Raw genomic sequence first — 15,946 nt, 5'->3', positions numbered from 1 at the left:
GCGTATGGTGCTTGATAAAACGTAGCTCGTTCAGCTTCTCGGCACCAAACCATTTACAGTGGGCTTATTTGTTTTAAAAACAAATAAAAAAGCCCCAGTGAGACAACTACACTGGAACCAAGAATTATACATGCTTTGCCTCGAAGCAGTATAACCAGTTAAAACAATTAGATAAAAGACCTGACTTAGAGTGTCTAACTCCTTACAGTGGCGGGACCGTGCTGGACTTTCACCAGACTTCCAGTATCTAACTGTTTGTATGAACGAATTCGTTTATCAAAGTTATTATAGCATAAAATAGACCGCTTGCAAGAAGAATTTGCTTTACGAGATAATTTGAACCCCACCACTGACAAACTCACGGAAATAATATCGACTGTAAAAAGTCGTGACATAGCGCCGTTCTAGCTCAAATAAAATTTCGAGTGGATCCGTTTTTTCGAGTTCATAAAGTATACCGACAACGGTACCACTATGCGAAACATTTAACCCCACTAAATCCAAGTTTTCCGTCACTTCCACAATCTCTCGCCAAAATGGTTTTGGCAAAATAGTTTGGTTGCAGGCTGCACTAACTGATGCGGCTTTACCAAGTAAGTGAATGGATTTTTGCGTGACAGCTTGTTGAAAATAGTCCATTCCTTTTGCTAGTTGTCCTTCGTTTTTCAGTAATTTCGCTTGGTGATTTTCTTGCCGATAAGTAGCTGTTTCTAAAATGGTAAGCGGTTCTAACACAACGACGCCTAGCTTTGGCATCCAATTGGAGCTTTGAATGATGTCCCCTCTTAAGTGATCGAACAAAGTTAGTGATTCAAAAATAGTGCTATCCGTTGGTTCTAGTTGTAAACATAGCTTGGCAATTTCAGCTTCTGAGATAGATTTATTCAGCCATTTTGCTGTAGCGCCAATTGTTGCGGCAATATCAGCGGTGGAACTTGCCATGCCTTTCGCGACCGGAATAGTTGACTTCACTTGTAAAGATACTTGCGGGAGGTCTCTTTTAGCCACACCAAAATACTCGCAAGTGGTTTGGAATGCGAGCCATGCTTTTGTATGCCCGGAGTTATTTAGTCCTACTTTATCAGATAAAGTGACTTCGGAATACCAGTTGATTGGGTATGAAATTAGCTTCTCTCCGCCTAAAATCCAGCCTTGCAAAAGTTCGCCACAAGATGCCGGACACCTCGCTTTAATTACCACTAAAAATCACCTCAAGTGCGGTTAAGAGTTGGCGATTATCTTCTCTACTTTTCACTGCCACTCGGTAATAATTCTCCGTGAGACCTCGGTAATTAGCGCAACTTCGGATAAAAATCCCTTTTAAAAGCAATTTTTTTCGTAAATCAAACGGTTTTTCGAGGTGGAAAAATATGTAATTTACACTTGGTCGGTACACGGTAAGCGCTGAAAATTTACTTAAGCCTCGGTATAAAAAGTCTCGTTCCGCATTAATCCAATCGAATGTTTGTCTAATATAGGCTTCATCCTCTAATAGCATTTGCCCTGCTAAGTCAGCAAATGTATTAATCGACCAGGGTTCGCGCATTTGCATGAGTGCTTCGGCTAATAAGTCATTTTTTGTCAGCAAATAACCGAGTCTTAAGCCTGGAATCGCGAAAAACTTCGTAAAGGCGCGAATAATTGCTAAATGCGGAAATTTTTCTAAATAGTTGATCATCGAAATTGTTTCATTTTCTTCTAAAAAGTCCATAAAAGCCTCATCGATAATTAAATATATGTTTCGCTTTTCACATAAATCAGCAATTTTTATCATTTCTTGTTGCGCGATGAGTTGTCCTGTTGGATTATTGGGGTTGCACAAACAAACAGCTTCGATATCCGTATCTTGTTCAAGCATTTCTAGTACGATTTGCGCCGCAGCAAAATTGGTTTCTTTCGTTAACTCAGCATAAACAATTTCGGCATCAAAAAAAGCACGTTCGTATTCCGCAAAAGTAGGCGCAAGTAAGAGTACTTTTTGCGCCTTTGTTACTTTTGCTATTCCGAAAATCAGCTCTGTCGCCCCGTTTCCAGGGATTACATTCGCTAGGTCGAGTTGATGAAACGAGGCAATTCGCGCACGGAGCGCCAAGTAATCTGGTTCTGGATATTCTACCAGTTTGTCCAAATTTGTTGTTATCGTTTGTTTCAAACTAGCTGGGACTCCTAATGGATTAATATTCGCACTGAAATCGAGCACCATTTCTTTCGTTAATCCGTGTTGTTTTGCTAGTTCATTATAGTTGCCACCGTGAGAAGCCGTCGTTATTTTCACATCAAATCGCTCCTTAACTTATCGTTTGTTTTGCATACTTTTCTACATCACGAGCAATCATTAGTTCTTCATTGGTTGGAATAATGCACACTTTGACCGCTTCATCATCATTGCTAATTATCATATCACCCGCATTATTTTTTGTCACATGGCATGTTACACCAAGATAACTTAGCTGTTCTGTTACCATTTGGCGGATTAATGGCGAATTTTCACCCACACCCGCTGTAAATAATAATGCGTCGCAACCGTTCATTGCGGAGGCATAAGCACCGATGTAGTTGCATATTTGGCCAGTAAACATACGAAGTGTTAATAGCGCGCGTGAATTACCTTCTTTGGCTGCAATTTCGATATCTCTGAAATCACTTGAAATTCCCGATACGCCAAGGACACCTGATTCACTAGACATCATATGCATCACTTCATCCAAGCTATAGCCTAATTCATCCACTAAATACGGGATGATTGTCGCGTCAATTGTACCAGAACGTGTTCCCATCATCAAGCCAGCATTTGGTGTAAAGCCCATGGAAGTATTCACTGATTTCCCAGCTTCAATCGCACAAACACTCGCTCCATTGCCTAAATGACAAGAAATAATTTTTAATTTTTCTAAAGGTTTTTCGAGAACTTCTGCTGCTTTTCCAGCCACATATTTATGACTCGTTCCATGAAAACCGTATTTTCGAATATGATGTTTTTCATAAAGTTCATAAGGAAGCGCATATAAAAAGTTTTCTTCTGGAATCGTTTGATGGAATGCGGTATCAAATACTGCAACAGAAACCGCATTTGGCAGCAATTCACGAAAAGTTTTGATTCCGATGATATTCGCTGGATTATGTAGCGGCGCAAGGTTTGTCACAGCTTCAATCCCTTTCACCACTTCATCTGTTACAACACAGGACGTAACAAAATCTTCTCCGCCATGCGCAACACGATGTCCGACCCCTGTAATTTCGCTCAGATCATTGATTACTTGATGCGCCTTCAGCTGCTCCAGTAAAATCTCGACTGCTTCCCCGTGGTTATTGATTGCTCGTATTTCTTTGATTTTTTCATTTTGAAAGGACATGTTGAAAATGGCGTCTGGTAGACCGATTCTTTCAATTAAGCCCTTAACTAAAACTTCTTCTCCTGGCATCGTAAAAATTTGGAATTTCAGTGAAGAACTCCCTGCGTTTATCGCCATAATTTTGTGCATATAGCTCAGTCCTTTCTCATTTTTAAAGGAGTAAACAAAGCCATTCTTGTTTACTCCATGCTTTTTTATAATAAAATGTTAAATAGTCCAATGGCTAAGAGACCACCAATGATTGGTCCGACAATTGGAATCCAAGCGTAACGCCAGTCTGACCCACTTTTATTTGGTACTGGTAGTAAAAAGTAAGCAAGTCTTGGTCCTAAATCACGAGCTGGGTTAATCGCATAACCTGTCGTTGGTCCAAAACTCATTCCGATGGCAACTACTAGAAAGCCAAGGATTAATGGATTTAAACCATCTGTAAAACTGTTCGCTCCAATCATAAGTAAACCAAAAATGAAAGCAAATGTTGCGATAATTTCACTGATTAAATTGAAAGGTGTATTTCTAATCGCTGGTCCTGTGGAAAAAATACCATGTGTATCAATTTCTGGGGGAGTCGCTTTAAAATGCGGATAGTAGTGTAAAATAACGATGGATGCTCCGACAAATGCTCCGGCGATTTGCGCGATAATATATGGCACCACATCTGCCCAAGGGAATGATCCTCCAACTGCAAGCGCAATAGTTACAGCTGGATTTAAATGCGCCCCACTATATGCTCCTGCTACATAAATACCGATCATTACCGCAAAGCCCCAACCAAATGTAACTACTACCCAGTTTGCTCCTTGAGATAATGATTTATTTAATGTCAATCCTGCTAAAAGGCCGTTCCCAAACATAATTAAAACCATCGTTCCAATAAATTCCGCCAAATATGCTGACATAGTTTATCCTCCTTTTTAATGTAAATTCTAAATTATTTGTTCTAAAATTTCTTTTAGTTCTTGATGTGAGGGTGTCGTAGGACTAGTTGGTAAGCAAGCGTCTTTCAGTGCATTCGTTGCAATTTCGTCCATTTTTGCATAGACTTTTTCTTTTGCTACACCGGCGTCTGTCAATGTGCGCGGCATTTGCATATGTTCCATCATCGCTACAATTCTTTCGCGAAGTAAGCGGACAGCTGTTTCGTTCGAGTCTGATCTGGAAGCAATGCCACAAATGCGTGCCATTTCTGCATATTTTTGTTCTGTTTCACGATTTTTAAAGGCGTTAAAACGAATCACTGCATCTAGTAAGATCGCATTGGCTAGCCCGTGTGGTACGTGGAACTGTGCACCAAGTTGATGCGCAATACTGTGATTCAAGCCTAAATTGGCGCAGTTAAAAGCCATTCCAGCCATAGTAGAAGCATTATGCATTTTTTCTCGATTCGCTAAATTACGACCATCATCATAACAGCTCGTTAAGAAACGTAACGTTAATTGCACACTTTTTTCACCAAGAGCATCGGTATAATCGCTTGCATCTTTAGAGACATAAGCTTCAATTGCGTGTGTTAAGACGTCCATCCCTGTGTTCGCTGTAATAGCTGGAGGTACCGTAACAACCAGTTGCGCATCCAAAATAGCCATATCCGGAATTAGTTCATCTAAGAAAAGCGGATATTTAATTTTCGTTGTTGGATCAGTGATAACGGTTGCGGCTGTAACTTCTGAACCCGTACCGCTGGTGGTTGGAATTGCAATAAAAGTACTGATATTGATTTTTTCCAAACGTTTGGCGAAATAGTAGATTCCTTTAGCCGTATCAATCGCTGAACCACCACCAAAAGCAATCATGACTTGCGGTTGGATTTTGCCTGCCTCACTAACCCCTCCAGCTACTTTGGAAATAGGTGGATCAGGTACGACATCGGTAAAAATATGCACATTATTGGATGTATCTAATTGTCCAATTAAACCTTGAAGCCCTTCCCCATCAGCCAAAAAACGGTCACAGATAATCCAGACATTTTTATTTTTAATTTCTTTTAAAACTTGTAAACTATTCGTACCAAAAGCTACTTTTGTTTTAATTTGAAAGCTGTTCATTCAGTTTGCCTCCTCTTAACGAATCGAAAAACCATCTGTTAAAACACAACGGCGACGTCTAGCAAAATGACGCGCTGTAGTGGTTCCTTCTCCGGTAGGCGTTGCAATAGTGAAAGTAGTGCTACCTTCTCCTCTAAAGCCTAATCCCGCAAATGAAGGACCATTTTTGACAAAGATGGATGTTTGCATATCTCGTGCAGCTTTGTTTAATCTAGAAATATTTTGTGAATGCATCGTAGCTGTGTGATGCAAGCCTTGCTCTAACTCAATAGCGACATCAAGCGCTTCGTCAAAATTAGGAACTCTTACAACAGGAACAATCGGCATCAATAATTCTACAGTTGCAAACGGATGTGTTTTTTCTGTTTCCACAATAATTAAACGTGGTGAAAAATCACAAACAATCCCCGCTTCTTTTAAAATTTCTGAAGCACTTTTTCCGACTAGTTTTTTGTTTGTTACTCCTTTATCTGTGACAGCTACTTTTTCTAGTTTTTGAATATCGCTTGGATTGGTCACATGTAGTGCACCATTTTTTTCCATTTGGAACATTAAGAAATCTGCGATGCTATCAACTGCAACAATACTTTTCTCCGCAATACATAGAATATTATGGTCAAAAGATGCGCCGTCTACGATATCAGCAGCTGCTTTTTCGATGTTTGCTGTCTCATCTACAATAGATGGCGGATTCCCGGCACCTGCGCCAATAACTTTTTTACCGGATTGCATGGCTTGAAGAACTACACCAGGGCCACCTGTAATAACAAGGAGCGGTACTTTCGGATGATTCATCATTTCTTGCGCGGCTTGAATAGATGGTTTTTCGACTGTAACAACTAAATTATCAATGCCGCAACTTTCACGGACAATCGTATTCAACTTTTCAATCAACCAAAGAGAAATATTTTTCGCACCTGGATGCGGGCTATAAAATACTGCATTCCCAGCTGCGAGCATGCCGATTGTATTGCAAATCAAGGTTTCCGTTGGGTTCGTACTTGGTGCAACAGCCCCGATTACGCCATATGGAGAAAGTTCGTAAAGCGTCATGCCATTATCACCAGTAGCAACTTCTGTATACAAATCTTCCACACCTGGCGTTTTTTCAATCGCTAACGTGTTTTTCAAAATTTTATCCGCTACATTTCCCATACCAGTTTCAGCCACTGCTCGCGCCGCAATGGATTCAATTTCTGGATAAAGTGCTTCACGAATAGCCTTCACCACATTGCGGCGTTCTTCTAGCGATTTTTCTTTATAGCTGTTTTGTGCTATAACGGCAGCTTGAACGGCTTCATCAACCGTATCAAAAACTCCACTTTTCGCACCTTTGACCGTTGTTTTTACTGGTATATCTTTTTGTTCTGCTAATTTTTCTAAGAGAACTTTTTTCACTAGTTTTTCGAGTTCTAATGATTCCATACAGAATTACCCCTTCTCTATCATTGATAATGCTTTTTTCGCAATGTGGATATCTTCCTCCACTGATCCGCCGCTAATCCCCATTCCACCAATAATAGCTCCATCTTTTCCGTAGATAGGAACACCCCCGCCAAAGGTTACAATCTCACCATTTGTCAGTGTTTCTAATTGATAAAGTGGGGCTCCTGGCTGAACTGCTTCTGTTAATTTTTCCGTGCTTGTTTTCATCGCTACGGCGGAATAGGCTTTTTTCGTTGCCAGTTCTGCACTTACTAAAAGAGCGTGCTCCATCCGGTAATTAAATCTGGCATTACCGTGCGCATCGACGATAGCAAGTGTGACTGGAACACCAATTTCTTCTGAAACGATGCAAACTTGGTGCATTAATTTTTCACAAAAGGAAAAAGACAAATCGCATGTAACTGACTTTTCTTGGCCAGTTTGCTCTAAGTATTTGGCAACAATGAGCTTGGTTGCTTTATCGAGCATTTGTCTGAAATCTTCTTCTCTAGCAAGAATATACAAGAAATCCGATAAGCGATTTACAAATTTTAATAACTCTTTTCGGATAGCTGTTTGTTCTGACAAACGAACTAATAATCGCTCACCGCGCCTAGCAACAGTCCTGGCGCTATGAAGAAATGCTCCGGCTGTGCTTGATCCAGGAAGAACAAAACTATCGACTTTTGGCAATTTTGCAGTATAATCATCAATGACTTTTTCAAGTTGATTGATGTCGTTTTCTGTAATAATAATTTTGCTAGCGAGGGATGCTTCGTGCTCTGTTGCAAGTTCTGCGCAAACGTAAAACAACTGCCGCTCCACGTTTCTAAGCAAAGTCTTATTCTCAGCTGAAGTCACGAATTTTTCTGCTACACTAATTTCTGCATTTAGCTCATCAAACGAGCCATACGTTTCGACACGGTCATCATATTTTTTCACACGATTTCCATCAAATAATGCAGTTGTTCCCTTATCGCCGGTTTTGGTATAAATACTCACGAGTTATTCACTCCTTACTTATCAAAACTATCGACAATTGCAATAATTGCCGAATCAATCGCACTATTTGGTTCCGCAAAAACACTTCTAGCTGCATTGCCACGAGCAACAAGCACATACTCCCCAATTCCTGCCCCAACAGAGTCACACGCTACTTCTTCTGAGCGCACATGCTCTCCATTTGCATCAACCGGTTGTACAATCATCAATTTTTTACCAGTAAGTGAGTCTTCTTTTTTTGTGGAAACTACACTTCCTGTTATTTTTGCCATAAACATAACGTCACTGCCTTTCCCGCACTGCAATATTATTTTTCGTTAAATATTCATTTGCAAGCGGTGTAATAAGCTGCTTTTTATATTTGCAAAGTGTACTTCCGCTTGGGATTACCGCGCTATCACCGTAACAAATCACTTGACCATTTGAATGAAAGAGTCTCTCACCTTTATTTGTAAAAACTGGGAACTCTAGCTGACTAAGCATTGTATAATCAAGCCAAGGTTCACCATTATCATATAGTTCAAGCTCAATGGTTACTCCATAATCTGTAGCTTTTTCGAACCAAGCAGTTAATGATTCTGCTCGGTTTCCACTGAGAATTCGCTCAAGAAAATGTTTGTTTACTTGTGTTAATCGAATCGTTCCACTTTCTATAAAAATCGCAACTGGATCGCGTGGAAGTTTGCTGATAGCGATAGAAGTTTTATTTGTCGCACGAAGCTTCAAGTGCTGGACAATGATTTTCACTAATTTTTCTATCATAGATTCTCGCTCCCTGAACTCATAGCAATACCAAGTGGCGTGACATACTGTGGATAATTCGGTTGAAAAACAGGCGTCTTCAAATAGCTTTCAAACGTATCTTTGAACTGGCTATATGCGGAAGCACCGCCAACAATGTAAAGTGGCTCTGAGGGAGATTTCTCGAGATGAACACGGGTAATTTCTGCCATTTTTTCCACTACTGGACGCATCACAGAAAAATGCTCACTAGAATCTTTTTGCTCGCGTTTATTCTGCTCGGCTTTTTCTACTGGAACACCGTAATATCCCGCAAGAACAAGCGTCATATGCGTTCCCCCAGTTGGTTCATCTGCGGTATAAATTACTTCACCATTTTCAAAAACGCTGATTCCAGTTGTCCCGCCACCAACATCTACAACTGCGCCATCTTGTAATCCTAGAACTGCTGCCGCTGCGGTCGGTTCATCAATGGTGTACAGTGCTTCCATTCCGGCGCTCTCAATAACATTGGCGACCACCTTTTTATTGTTTCCTACTGTACCTGGCGGGATGGCTCCAGAAGCATGTGTTAAAGTTATACCTAAACATTTTTCTGCGCGGTCTTTCAGTCGTGTCACAACCTCTACAGACTCGCGGTAATTGACAACGAGACCATCGCGAACAGCATCTGCGAATTCAAACGCTCCAAAAAGTGGCACATCATGTTCATCTAGAACAACAAACACGATGGAGGAAGTACCTAAATCGACGCCAACTTTCACTTTCTGATCAGCAGAAACTTTTTGTTTAATATCTTTATTCATTAGCGCTGCAAGCTGTTCCATTCGTTCATTTGCTGTTTGTAGAATATCCATTTCAGCACCTCCTTATCTCGTCACGACTTGATTATTTTTGCAAAGCACGTACCAGCAATATCTGCTGCATTTGCTTCATCCGTATCAATATGCATTTCTGGTATAAATTGATTGTTTACTCGAATCGTACAATGATTTAAAACAAGACTTCGCATTTCTGAACCTACTAGAACGGATACTTCATCGCCTTGTTTCACACCATATTCATGCGCCACACTTTCTGGTAAATGGATGTGGCGTTTCGCGACAATCGCTCCTTTTGGTAAGCAGATTTCGCTATGTTTCGAAACGAGTTTGATCCCAGGTGTCCCGTCAATATCTCCGGAAACGCGGATTGGAATCTTCATACCAAGCATTCTTGCATCCGTTTTAGAAAGCTCTACTTGCGAAAACTTCCGAAGTGGTCCTAAAATGCGGACACGATGCAGTTCCCCTTTTTCTGAAACAACAGTAAGTGTTTGTTCAGCGGCGAATTCACCTGGTTGTTTGAGCCATTTTTTCACTTGAATAGGTTCGTTTGGAAAAAGTTGGTTATAGTCATTTTCTGTTAGATGGATGTGGCGGTTAGAGACTCCAATAGGAATCTCTGTTTCCACACCACTAAGTTTATCTGTTACTATTTGCTTGATTATTGCTTTTAATTCTTCTCTTTCCACGACTTATAGACCTTTTGGTAGCAACGTTTCTACATCATTGTGTGGACGTGGGATAACGTGGATAGATTGTACTTCGCCAACGTTACGAGCTGCTGCTGCGCCTGCATCGGTTGCTGCTTTTACTGCACCAACATCACCGCGAACCATAACAGTTACAAGACCTGAACCGATTTTTTCATACCCTACTAGTGATACATTTGCTGCTTTTACCATTGCGTCAGCTGCTTCAATTGCGCCAACAAGACCTTTAGTTTCAATCATTCCAAGTGCATTATTCATTATTATTTCCTCCTCAAATTGGGTTTACTTCTCTTCTTCAAAATGGATACAATCTTGTCTTGGATCCCCTTTTACTCGTGGGCAAAGCGGGTCATGACATAGATTGCAAGTCGCTTCTGCCGGGACTTCGGTTTCTTCCACTTTTTCTGTTTCAACCATTACTTCCGGCTGTTCTGGCTCTATTTCTTCTTTTGGCCAAAATACTGTAAAAATCTCTTCCCCTGGTCGAGGAATGACTTTTTTCGCAATAAAACTGTCTGAGGCTATTGCGGTTTGTTCGCCTGCTTCAAGCGCCGCATTCACAGCAGCAACATCACCTTCCACTTTCACGGTAATCCAGCCAAAACCTTTTGCTTTTTCCGTGTCTACAAGTTGGATATTAGCTACTTTTGCCATTGTATCTGCTACGGTTATCGCTGAAGCAAGTCCTTTAATTTCAATCATTCCAATTGCTTGATGCATTCCTTCACCTCCTTATTTAAAAGGTACACCCTTGACAAGTCGCGCCGCATTCATTCCCATATTTCGCTGGTTTTCTAGTGTGGTTGCGCAAAAACGATACGCTGAAAATAGTGGTTTATCTGGGGGTAAATTACGATAATGAATCACTAAATGATCATTTTTCAGCGTAACCCCTACTAGAAGCGGAGAACTCGCAGATGCTCGAAATGCTGCTTGCACTTCGTCTTTCAAAGACATAATTTCTAATTCACATGGAATGCCTTCTTCTTCTATTCCAAATAAAACTTGTTTAATACTGTCTGGATTCGCGTCTACATCTGCATGAAAATAAATTGCTGGCTTACTAACAACTGGAATCATGCCTTAGCACCTCCAGCTAGAATTAAGCCTGTTGCAACTGCATTTCTAGGGCCTTCTTTACCACGAATATTCCCACGGCCAGCAACGAGTGAATAATGAGAAAGTGCATCGGTAATTAATTGTGGAATCTCAAAATCAAGGGCTGATCCTCCAACAATTACGACAAATGGAATATCTCGAATATTCCCAGTTGGGCTGACATATTTTAAAGCGCGGATGGTATTCGTTACAAAGACACGCTCCTTAGCTGAACGGCGAATTAACTTGATTTTTTCAATTGATACATCCCCAGGTATTGGCACAAAGCCATCTGGTTTTACAATCACCACTTTGGCAAAAACTGTTGGAGAAAGCGGCGTATCAAAAAATTGCACTGTGCCATCTTCATGCCGAATGTGGAAAATACTTTCAACTTTAGCAAGCGGATATTTTTTAATATCTTCGGCTAAATAACGGTCTTCAAGGCCAATTTCTGACTGGATAATCATCGTTACCATATCGCCAGCGCCGGCTAAATGAGTTGCGATAATTTCTCCTTTTCCGTTGATAATCGAGGCATCTGTGGATCCAGCACCTAAATCTAAAATGGCAAGTGGAGTATTAGTTCCCGGTGTAGTAAGCGCTCCGAGAATGGCAGCCTCTGCTTCTGCACCACCAATTTTGACGCTTACTTGCAGTTCTTGTTCGATTTCTGAGGCGATGGCTGCCATTTGCAAGTGATCACTTTTTACCATGGAGGCAATACCAACCGCTTGTTCCATGGAAAACTCACCTGCAAGCCCACCTTGAACGTCTACTGGAACAAATGTATCCACAGCTAGCAAATCTTGAATAAAAATATCAGCTGGTAATTTATCTGTTAGCCCAGCCATCGTTTGGCGCACTTTTTCTAGCATGCCACCGATATTTGTTCCTGGTTCTCCGCTAGCATTGTCGAGTTTTGGAAGTGACATAATGGCTTGCATGATTTTCTCAGAACCTTCTGCGACATTGACACGCTGCGTTCTGGATCCTGATTGAAGTTCGATATGCCCCGCTGGTATTGTTCGAGCTTTGACATCACCTTCTGGCGTTTTAATCACCACCGCCGAACGATTGCCAATTAAAGCTCGTGCCACAGGAATGATATTTTTCGTTTCATCTGAATTCAAATGAAATACTGTCGCAATACCATATGGGTTAGAAATGGTTTCAATGACTTTTCCGGGAGCTGCAACTTCGACAGCTGCTAACATATCGACCGGCACTTTATCAATAAAACCAACTTCATCGACAATCGGAATCTTATGGTTTAGTCGGTTATGCACGAGAACCCCATCATCTGCTTGAAGAATTGCAGCTGTGATTTGATAGCCATTTTCGACGTAAGTATTAATTTGCTTTGCTGCATCTTCAAAATCGACTGTTTTCGGGATAATCACAATGTAGTCCTCATCTTTTGATTTAGATGTAACGTCATCCAACAGCACCGTCACACCTGAACCCATACCAAGTCCCCCTGGTGTTTTAGGATTGTGACCAATCATTGTAGACTCAGTAATGATTGTTTCTGTAATAGTTTCCATTGCCACATCGCCAATCACTGGTGTCGCTTCATTGATACGGATTTCGGCTAAGTTCTCGGTTGTCGCATTTACTTTCTCTAAAGCAAGTCGCAACGCTTTAAAAATCCCGTGAAGATTTTGTTTTGTTCCTTTGATACCGGTTGTGTCCGTAATAGCACTAGCAACAAACGCTACTTCCTTCGAATAGTTTGCCATCGCAAGTGCCACTTCCGTTGTAGAATTCCCGATATCAATCCCTGCAATATACTTCATTCATTTCACCGCATTTCCTACATAATCGCGAGCAAAAGGAGAATTTTAATTATCGCCTTTTAATTTCTTACGCTCTTGATAAAGCTGTGCTGCTTCACGAACATAATTAGAACAGATAGTTGCATGATAAACACTCTCTAATTCATCCGCAATTGCAAGTAATTCTTCTCTTGAGGAACGATACGGACGCATTGCATTATAAATTTCTAAAATGCGTTCATCTGGAACGATCGTTAGCTCTGCTGCACGTTCGAAATTATTCGCGAGTGTTGCACGTCCGGCATCTCTTGCTACTTGTGCTTGCATTTTAAGCGTTTCCGCTGTTACACGAACATCTTCCGGTTTGATCGTGCCATCTAGAACACTTTTCAACGTAATGTCGTCTAATGATTTTGATGTCGATGTTTTTACAAGTTCTGGACGTTTTGTTCCGAGTGGATAATCTCGTACTGTCAGTGTATCTCCGCTCACTTTTTGGGAAGTTGTTGTGGAGACTGCGCCACTATTTACTTCTTGTAAAATATTTCTAACCATATTTTCTAGTGCTTCTTGATTCATCATTTTCACCTCACTATTAGTTTACTTGTAATTCGACTGCGTTTTTCCCTTGAACAACATGTTTTGTTTCTTTGATATGAAGTAAAGCTGCTTTGGCTTGGAATTTCGGACGAGCCATTTGATCATTGACCATTGGCACTGGATTTGGTGATTCACCTTTGGCATATTTCGCCGCGTTTTTACCAATTGCTCGGTATGTTTCTAGCGTAATTAATGGCGCTTGCGGGAATAGCTCTAAGTTAGAAAGTGGTTGTAAATCTTTTTGGTGGATTAATGCTGTACCGCGCGACTGAATGCCGATACAAATGCCAGAACCACTTAATTTGTCGCCTTCTACTGCAACGAAAGCTACGTCAGAAGAACGGAATACACGAACCACACGTGCTTTTAACCCTTCTTCTTCAATACCTGCAATCACTTCTCGTAAAATTTGTTTATGTGGAACACCGACAATATTTTTTGTTTGATATTTACCAAAAGCTGGCGCGACCGCAATAACAACTTCATCTTTTTGTCTACCCGGCTCCGCGTCCCCAACTTCTGTTAAAAAGCTTTCATCCGAAACTGCAACACTTGGCTGTTCTTTTTGGAAAGAAACTTTATCTTCTTTTAGCTGTAATTCATCTAGTACTTCCGAGATAATTCCGCGGAGTACTTTTTCGTTAATTTCAACCATGTCTCTTAATCCTCCTTTATAAAAAATGGGAAGTAGCTTATTCTAATTCGTTTGCATCAACTGCAACAGCGATATCTTTTAATTTTTCCCAGCGTTTGCCCTCTAAGCGATAACCAGTTCCAGGACCTGCATAATCATTTAAGTCATTGACGGAACTAATGACATTCCAGTCTTTATCAATGATGGCAGATGTATGAAGGAAGTCCCCAGATACACGTTGTTTCAACATATTTAGTACACTTTCAGCAACATCATCGAATCCGCCAGCAGATAACGCTTTAACAACATCCAGACCAGTAACACCACGGTCCATCATTTCAGCAGCTGCTTTAATATCTTCTACCATGTTACGTTCTGGCATATCTTTACTTCCACGTGCATACGTTGCTGCTTCTACTTCCGCATCGGTTACTTCTGGAAGACCTAATTTATCAAAGACAGCTTGAATTACACGTGCCGCTTTATTTCTAACTGCAACGACTTCTTCTTCGGTAACTGGCGTTAAACCACCGTCTACTTTTAAATCACGTTGCAAAATATTGTAATCATCAAAGTCATCTGCATCAAAATTGGAACCAGCAAACATATTGTCATAGTTAGGTGTTGCACTGTAACCAGAGGAAATATAATCTGTTCCTGGTAAAAATTGCATCAATAAACGAGCTGTACGACGAATATCCGAGTGCGAGAATGTTTGGTCGTTACCAGAAGCTACTTCTAGATCTAACATTACGGCAATTAAATTCTCTGCAAGAACCGCTCTAATACCACTTGGTACGGCTCCCGGAATTCCGATACAACTAATCGAACCATTTTGTAACCCTTGAACACCAGCCGCTTTCGTAATGAAAATACAGCGAGATTCAAGATAAAGCATCGATTTACCTTCTGCGTAACCCATTTGAACTTCAGAACCAGTTCCGGATGTGAAGCGCATTTTCAAACCGCGAGATGCATAAGCACTTGCCAAAATACCTTTGGACCAAGGTGTATCGTCTCCGTCTGTAAATACAGGTTCTGTACCATAAACAGAAATCGTTTCTGCATAACAAGTTAAACCACGCATACCGAGTTCTAATTCTGTTGCTTCTTCGAGAGAACATTGCGTTAATACGCCACCACGGCCAGTTTGCGAACCTACTAATAAACTAAGCGCGTTAAAAGGTGCATAACGAACTACCGCAACGGTTGTTTCTTGCTCGTCAAAACCACGAATTGCTGCTTCTGCCGCATCTGCAGCAATTTGAACAGGATTATCACGCAAGTTTGTTACGTGGGCCTGAGTTGTTGGTGTTCTGCGAGAGCGCATTTTTTGCATCGACATCATCATTTCGACAACGTTCATTTGTGAAACTACTTCTACTATTTTTGCCGGTGTCATAGCTGTTGTAAGTAAAACGATTTTTTCCCGTGGCACATTTGGGTCGCAAAGCATATTTGCGAGCTTCACAGAATCCATTTGCATAACTTCTTCCGCACGAGATAAATCGACGCCATATTTAGCGATGAAATGGTCAATTAAGTCAAAGTCAGCGAGTTTTTTGCTGTCCATTTCGACTACTTTTCCATTTTCTATTTTAATGCTTGGTTTCGGATCATTCGGGCTTTCCATTGCGATTAGGCCTTCTTCAATCCATTCTTTTACAAAACCATCTTGATTGACCGGGCGTTTTGCTAATTCTTCAAAGCGTTTTGATTTCATCAGTCGTTACCCT

The 15,946-nt window shown here is 40.9% G+C and carries 18 protein-coding genes and 1 riboswitch; all 18 genes read right to left on the bottom strand.

The genetic code is table 11. From position 1 onward, the window contains the following. Positions 1-119: 119 nt before the first annotated feature. A riboswitch (adenosylcobalamin (AdoCbl) riboswitch) is annotated at positions 120-269 on the bottom strand. 55 nt (positions 270-324) lie between these two features. Next, positions 325-1,200: a GHMP family kinase ATP-binding protein gene (locus tag GL301_RS05940; RefSeq protein ID WP_003730966.1), complete on the bottom strand. Its 876-nt coding sequence runs from the start codon at positions 1,198-1,200 to the stop codon at positions 325-327. Further along, complete coding sequence (gene cobD / locus GL301_RS05935; protein ID WP_003724708.1) at positions 1,190-2,275, bottom strand: threonine-phosphate decarboxylase CobD; 1,086 nt, start codon at positions 2,273-2,275, stop codon at positions 1,190-1,192. Before cobD ends, GL301_RS05940 begins: the two co-directional genes overlap by 11 nt. A 13-nt stretch (positions 2,276-2,288) precedes the next feature. Continuing rightward, positions 2,289-3,482: an acetate/propionate family kinase gene (locus GL301_RS05930; protein WP_003724707.1), complete on the bottom strand. Its 1,194-nt coding sequence runs from the start codon at positions 3,480-3,482 to the stop codon at positions 2,289-2,291. Between the two features lie 65 nt (positions 3,483-3,547). Then, entirely contained in the window at positions 3,548-4,252 is a 705-nt protein-coding gene (locus GL301_RS05925; protein ID WP_003721565.1) for an MIP/aquaporin family protein, read from the bottom strand. A gap of 27 nt (positions 4,253-4,279) precedes the next feature. Next, entirely contained in the window at positions 4,280-5,398 is a 1,119-nt protein-coding gene (locus tag GL301_RS05920) for a 1-propanol dehydrogenase PduQ (RefSeq protein ID WP_003724706.1), read from the bottom strand. Positions 5,399-5,413: 15 nt separating this feature from the next. Then, positions 5,414-6,823 (bottom strand): aldehyde dehydrogenase family protein, encoded by a 1,410-nt coding sequence (locus tag GL301_RS05915; RefSeq protein ID WP_070212534.1) that lies wholly within the window; start codon positions 6,821-6,823, stop codon positions 5,414-5,416. Positions 6,824-6,829: 6 nt separating this feature from the next. After that, on the bottom strand, positions 6,830-7,825 hold the full coding sequence (locus GL301_RS05910) for a cob(I)yrinic acid a,c-diamide adenosyltransferase (protein ID WP_070298286.1): 996 nt from the start codon (positions 7,823-7,825) through the stop codon (positions 6,830-6,832). A 14-nt stretch (positions 7,826-7,839) separates the two neighbouring features. Beyond that, positions 7,840-8,103, bottom strand: a complete 264-nt coding sequence (locus GL301_RS05905) for a EutN/CcmL family microcompartment protein (protein WP_003736331.1) — start codon at positions 8,101-8,103, stop codon at positions 7,840-7,842. A 4-nt stretch (positions 8,104-8,107) separates the two neighbouring features. Next, positions 8,108-8,587 (bottom strand): PduM family microcompartment protein, encoded by a 480-nt coding sequence (gene pduM, locus GL301_RS05900; protein WP_070298287.1) that lies wholly within the window; start codon positions 8,585-8,587, stop codon positions 8,108-8,110. Further along, positions 8,584-9,423, bottom strand: a complete 840-nt coding sequence (eutJ, locus tag GL301_RS05895) for an ethanolamine utilization protein EutJ (protein WP_003726964.1) — start codon at positions 9,421-9,423, stop codon at positions 8,584-8,586. Before eutJ ends, pduM begins: the two co-directional genes overlap by 4 nt. Positions 9,424-9,443: 20 nt before the next feature. Beyond that, the gene (locus GL301_RS05890; RefSeq protein ID WP_003724700.1) at positions 9,444-10,079 is read right to left on the bottom strand and encodes a phosphate propanoyltransferase; all 636 of its coding nucleotides are present in this window, start codon (positions 10,077-10,079) and stop codon (positions 9,444-9,446) included. 3 nt (positions 10,080-10,082) lie between these two features. Then, positions 10,083-10,358 carry a propanediol utilization microcompartment protein PduA gene (gene pduA, locus GL301_RS05885; protein ID WP_003719364.1) on the bottom strand — a complete coding sequence of 92 codons (276 nt, stop codon included), beginning with the start codon at positions 10,356-10,358 and terminating at the stop codon, positions 10,083-10,085. A 24-nt stretch (positions 10,359-10,382) separates the two neighbouring features. After that, on the bottom strand, positions 10,383-10,820 hold the full coding sequence (locus tag GL301_RS05880; protein ID WP_003724699.1) for a BMC domain-containing protein: 438 nt from the start codon (positions 10,818-10,820) through the stop codon (positions 10,383-10,385). A 12-nt stretch (positions 10,821-10,832) separates the two neighbouring features. Next, entirely contained in the window at positions 10,833-11,180 is a 348-nt protein-coding gene (locus GL301_RS05875; protein WP_003724698.1) for a glycerol dehydratase reactivase beta/small subunit family protein, read from the bottom strand. Continuing rightward, complete coding sequence (locus GL301_RS05870) at positions 11,177-12,997, bottom strand: diol dehydratase reactivase subunit alpha (protein WP_003734694.1); 1,821 nt, start codon at positions 12,995-12,997, stop codon at positions 11,177-11,179. The genes GL301_RS05875 and GL301_RS05870 overlap by 4 nt, the downstream gene beginning before the upstream one ends. Positions 12,998-13,042: 45 nt before the next feature. Then, on the bottom strand, positions 13,043-13,555 hold the full coding sequence (locus GL301_RS05865) for a diol dehydratase small subunit (protein WP_003724696.1): 513 nt from the start codon (positions 13,553-13,555) through the stop codon (positions 13,043-13,045). Positions 13,556-13,571: 16 nt separating this feature from the next. Further along, positions 13,572-14,231, bottom strand: coding sequence for a propanediol/glycerol family dehydratase medium subunit (locus tag GL301_RS05860; RefSeq protein WP_003724695.1), 660 nt, complete (start codon positions 14,229-14,231; stop codon positions 13,572-13,574). A 37-nt stretch (positions 14,232-14,268) separates the two neighbouring features. After that, a complete protein-coding gene (locus GL301_RS05855; RefSeq protein WP_070298288.1) occupies positions 14,269-15,933 on the bottom strand; it encodes a propanediol/glycerol family dehydratase large subunit in 1,665 nt (554 codons plus the stop codon). Positions 15,934-15,946: the final 13 nt, after the last annotated feature.

The sequence above is a fragment of the Listeria sp. LM90SB2 genome (assembly GCF_028867355.1).
GTDB lineage: Bacteria > Bacillota > Bacilli > Lactobacillales > Listeriaceae > Listeria > Listeria monocytogenes_B.
This window is presented reverse-complemented; position numbering and strand designations above follow the sequence as displayed.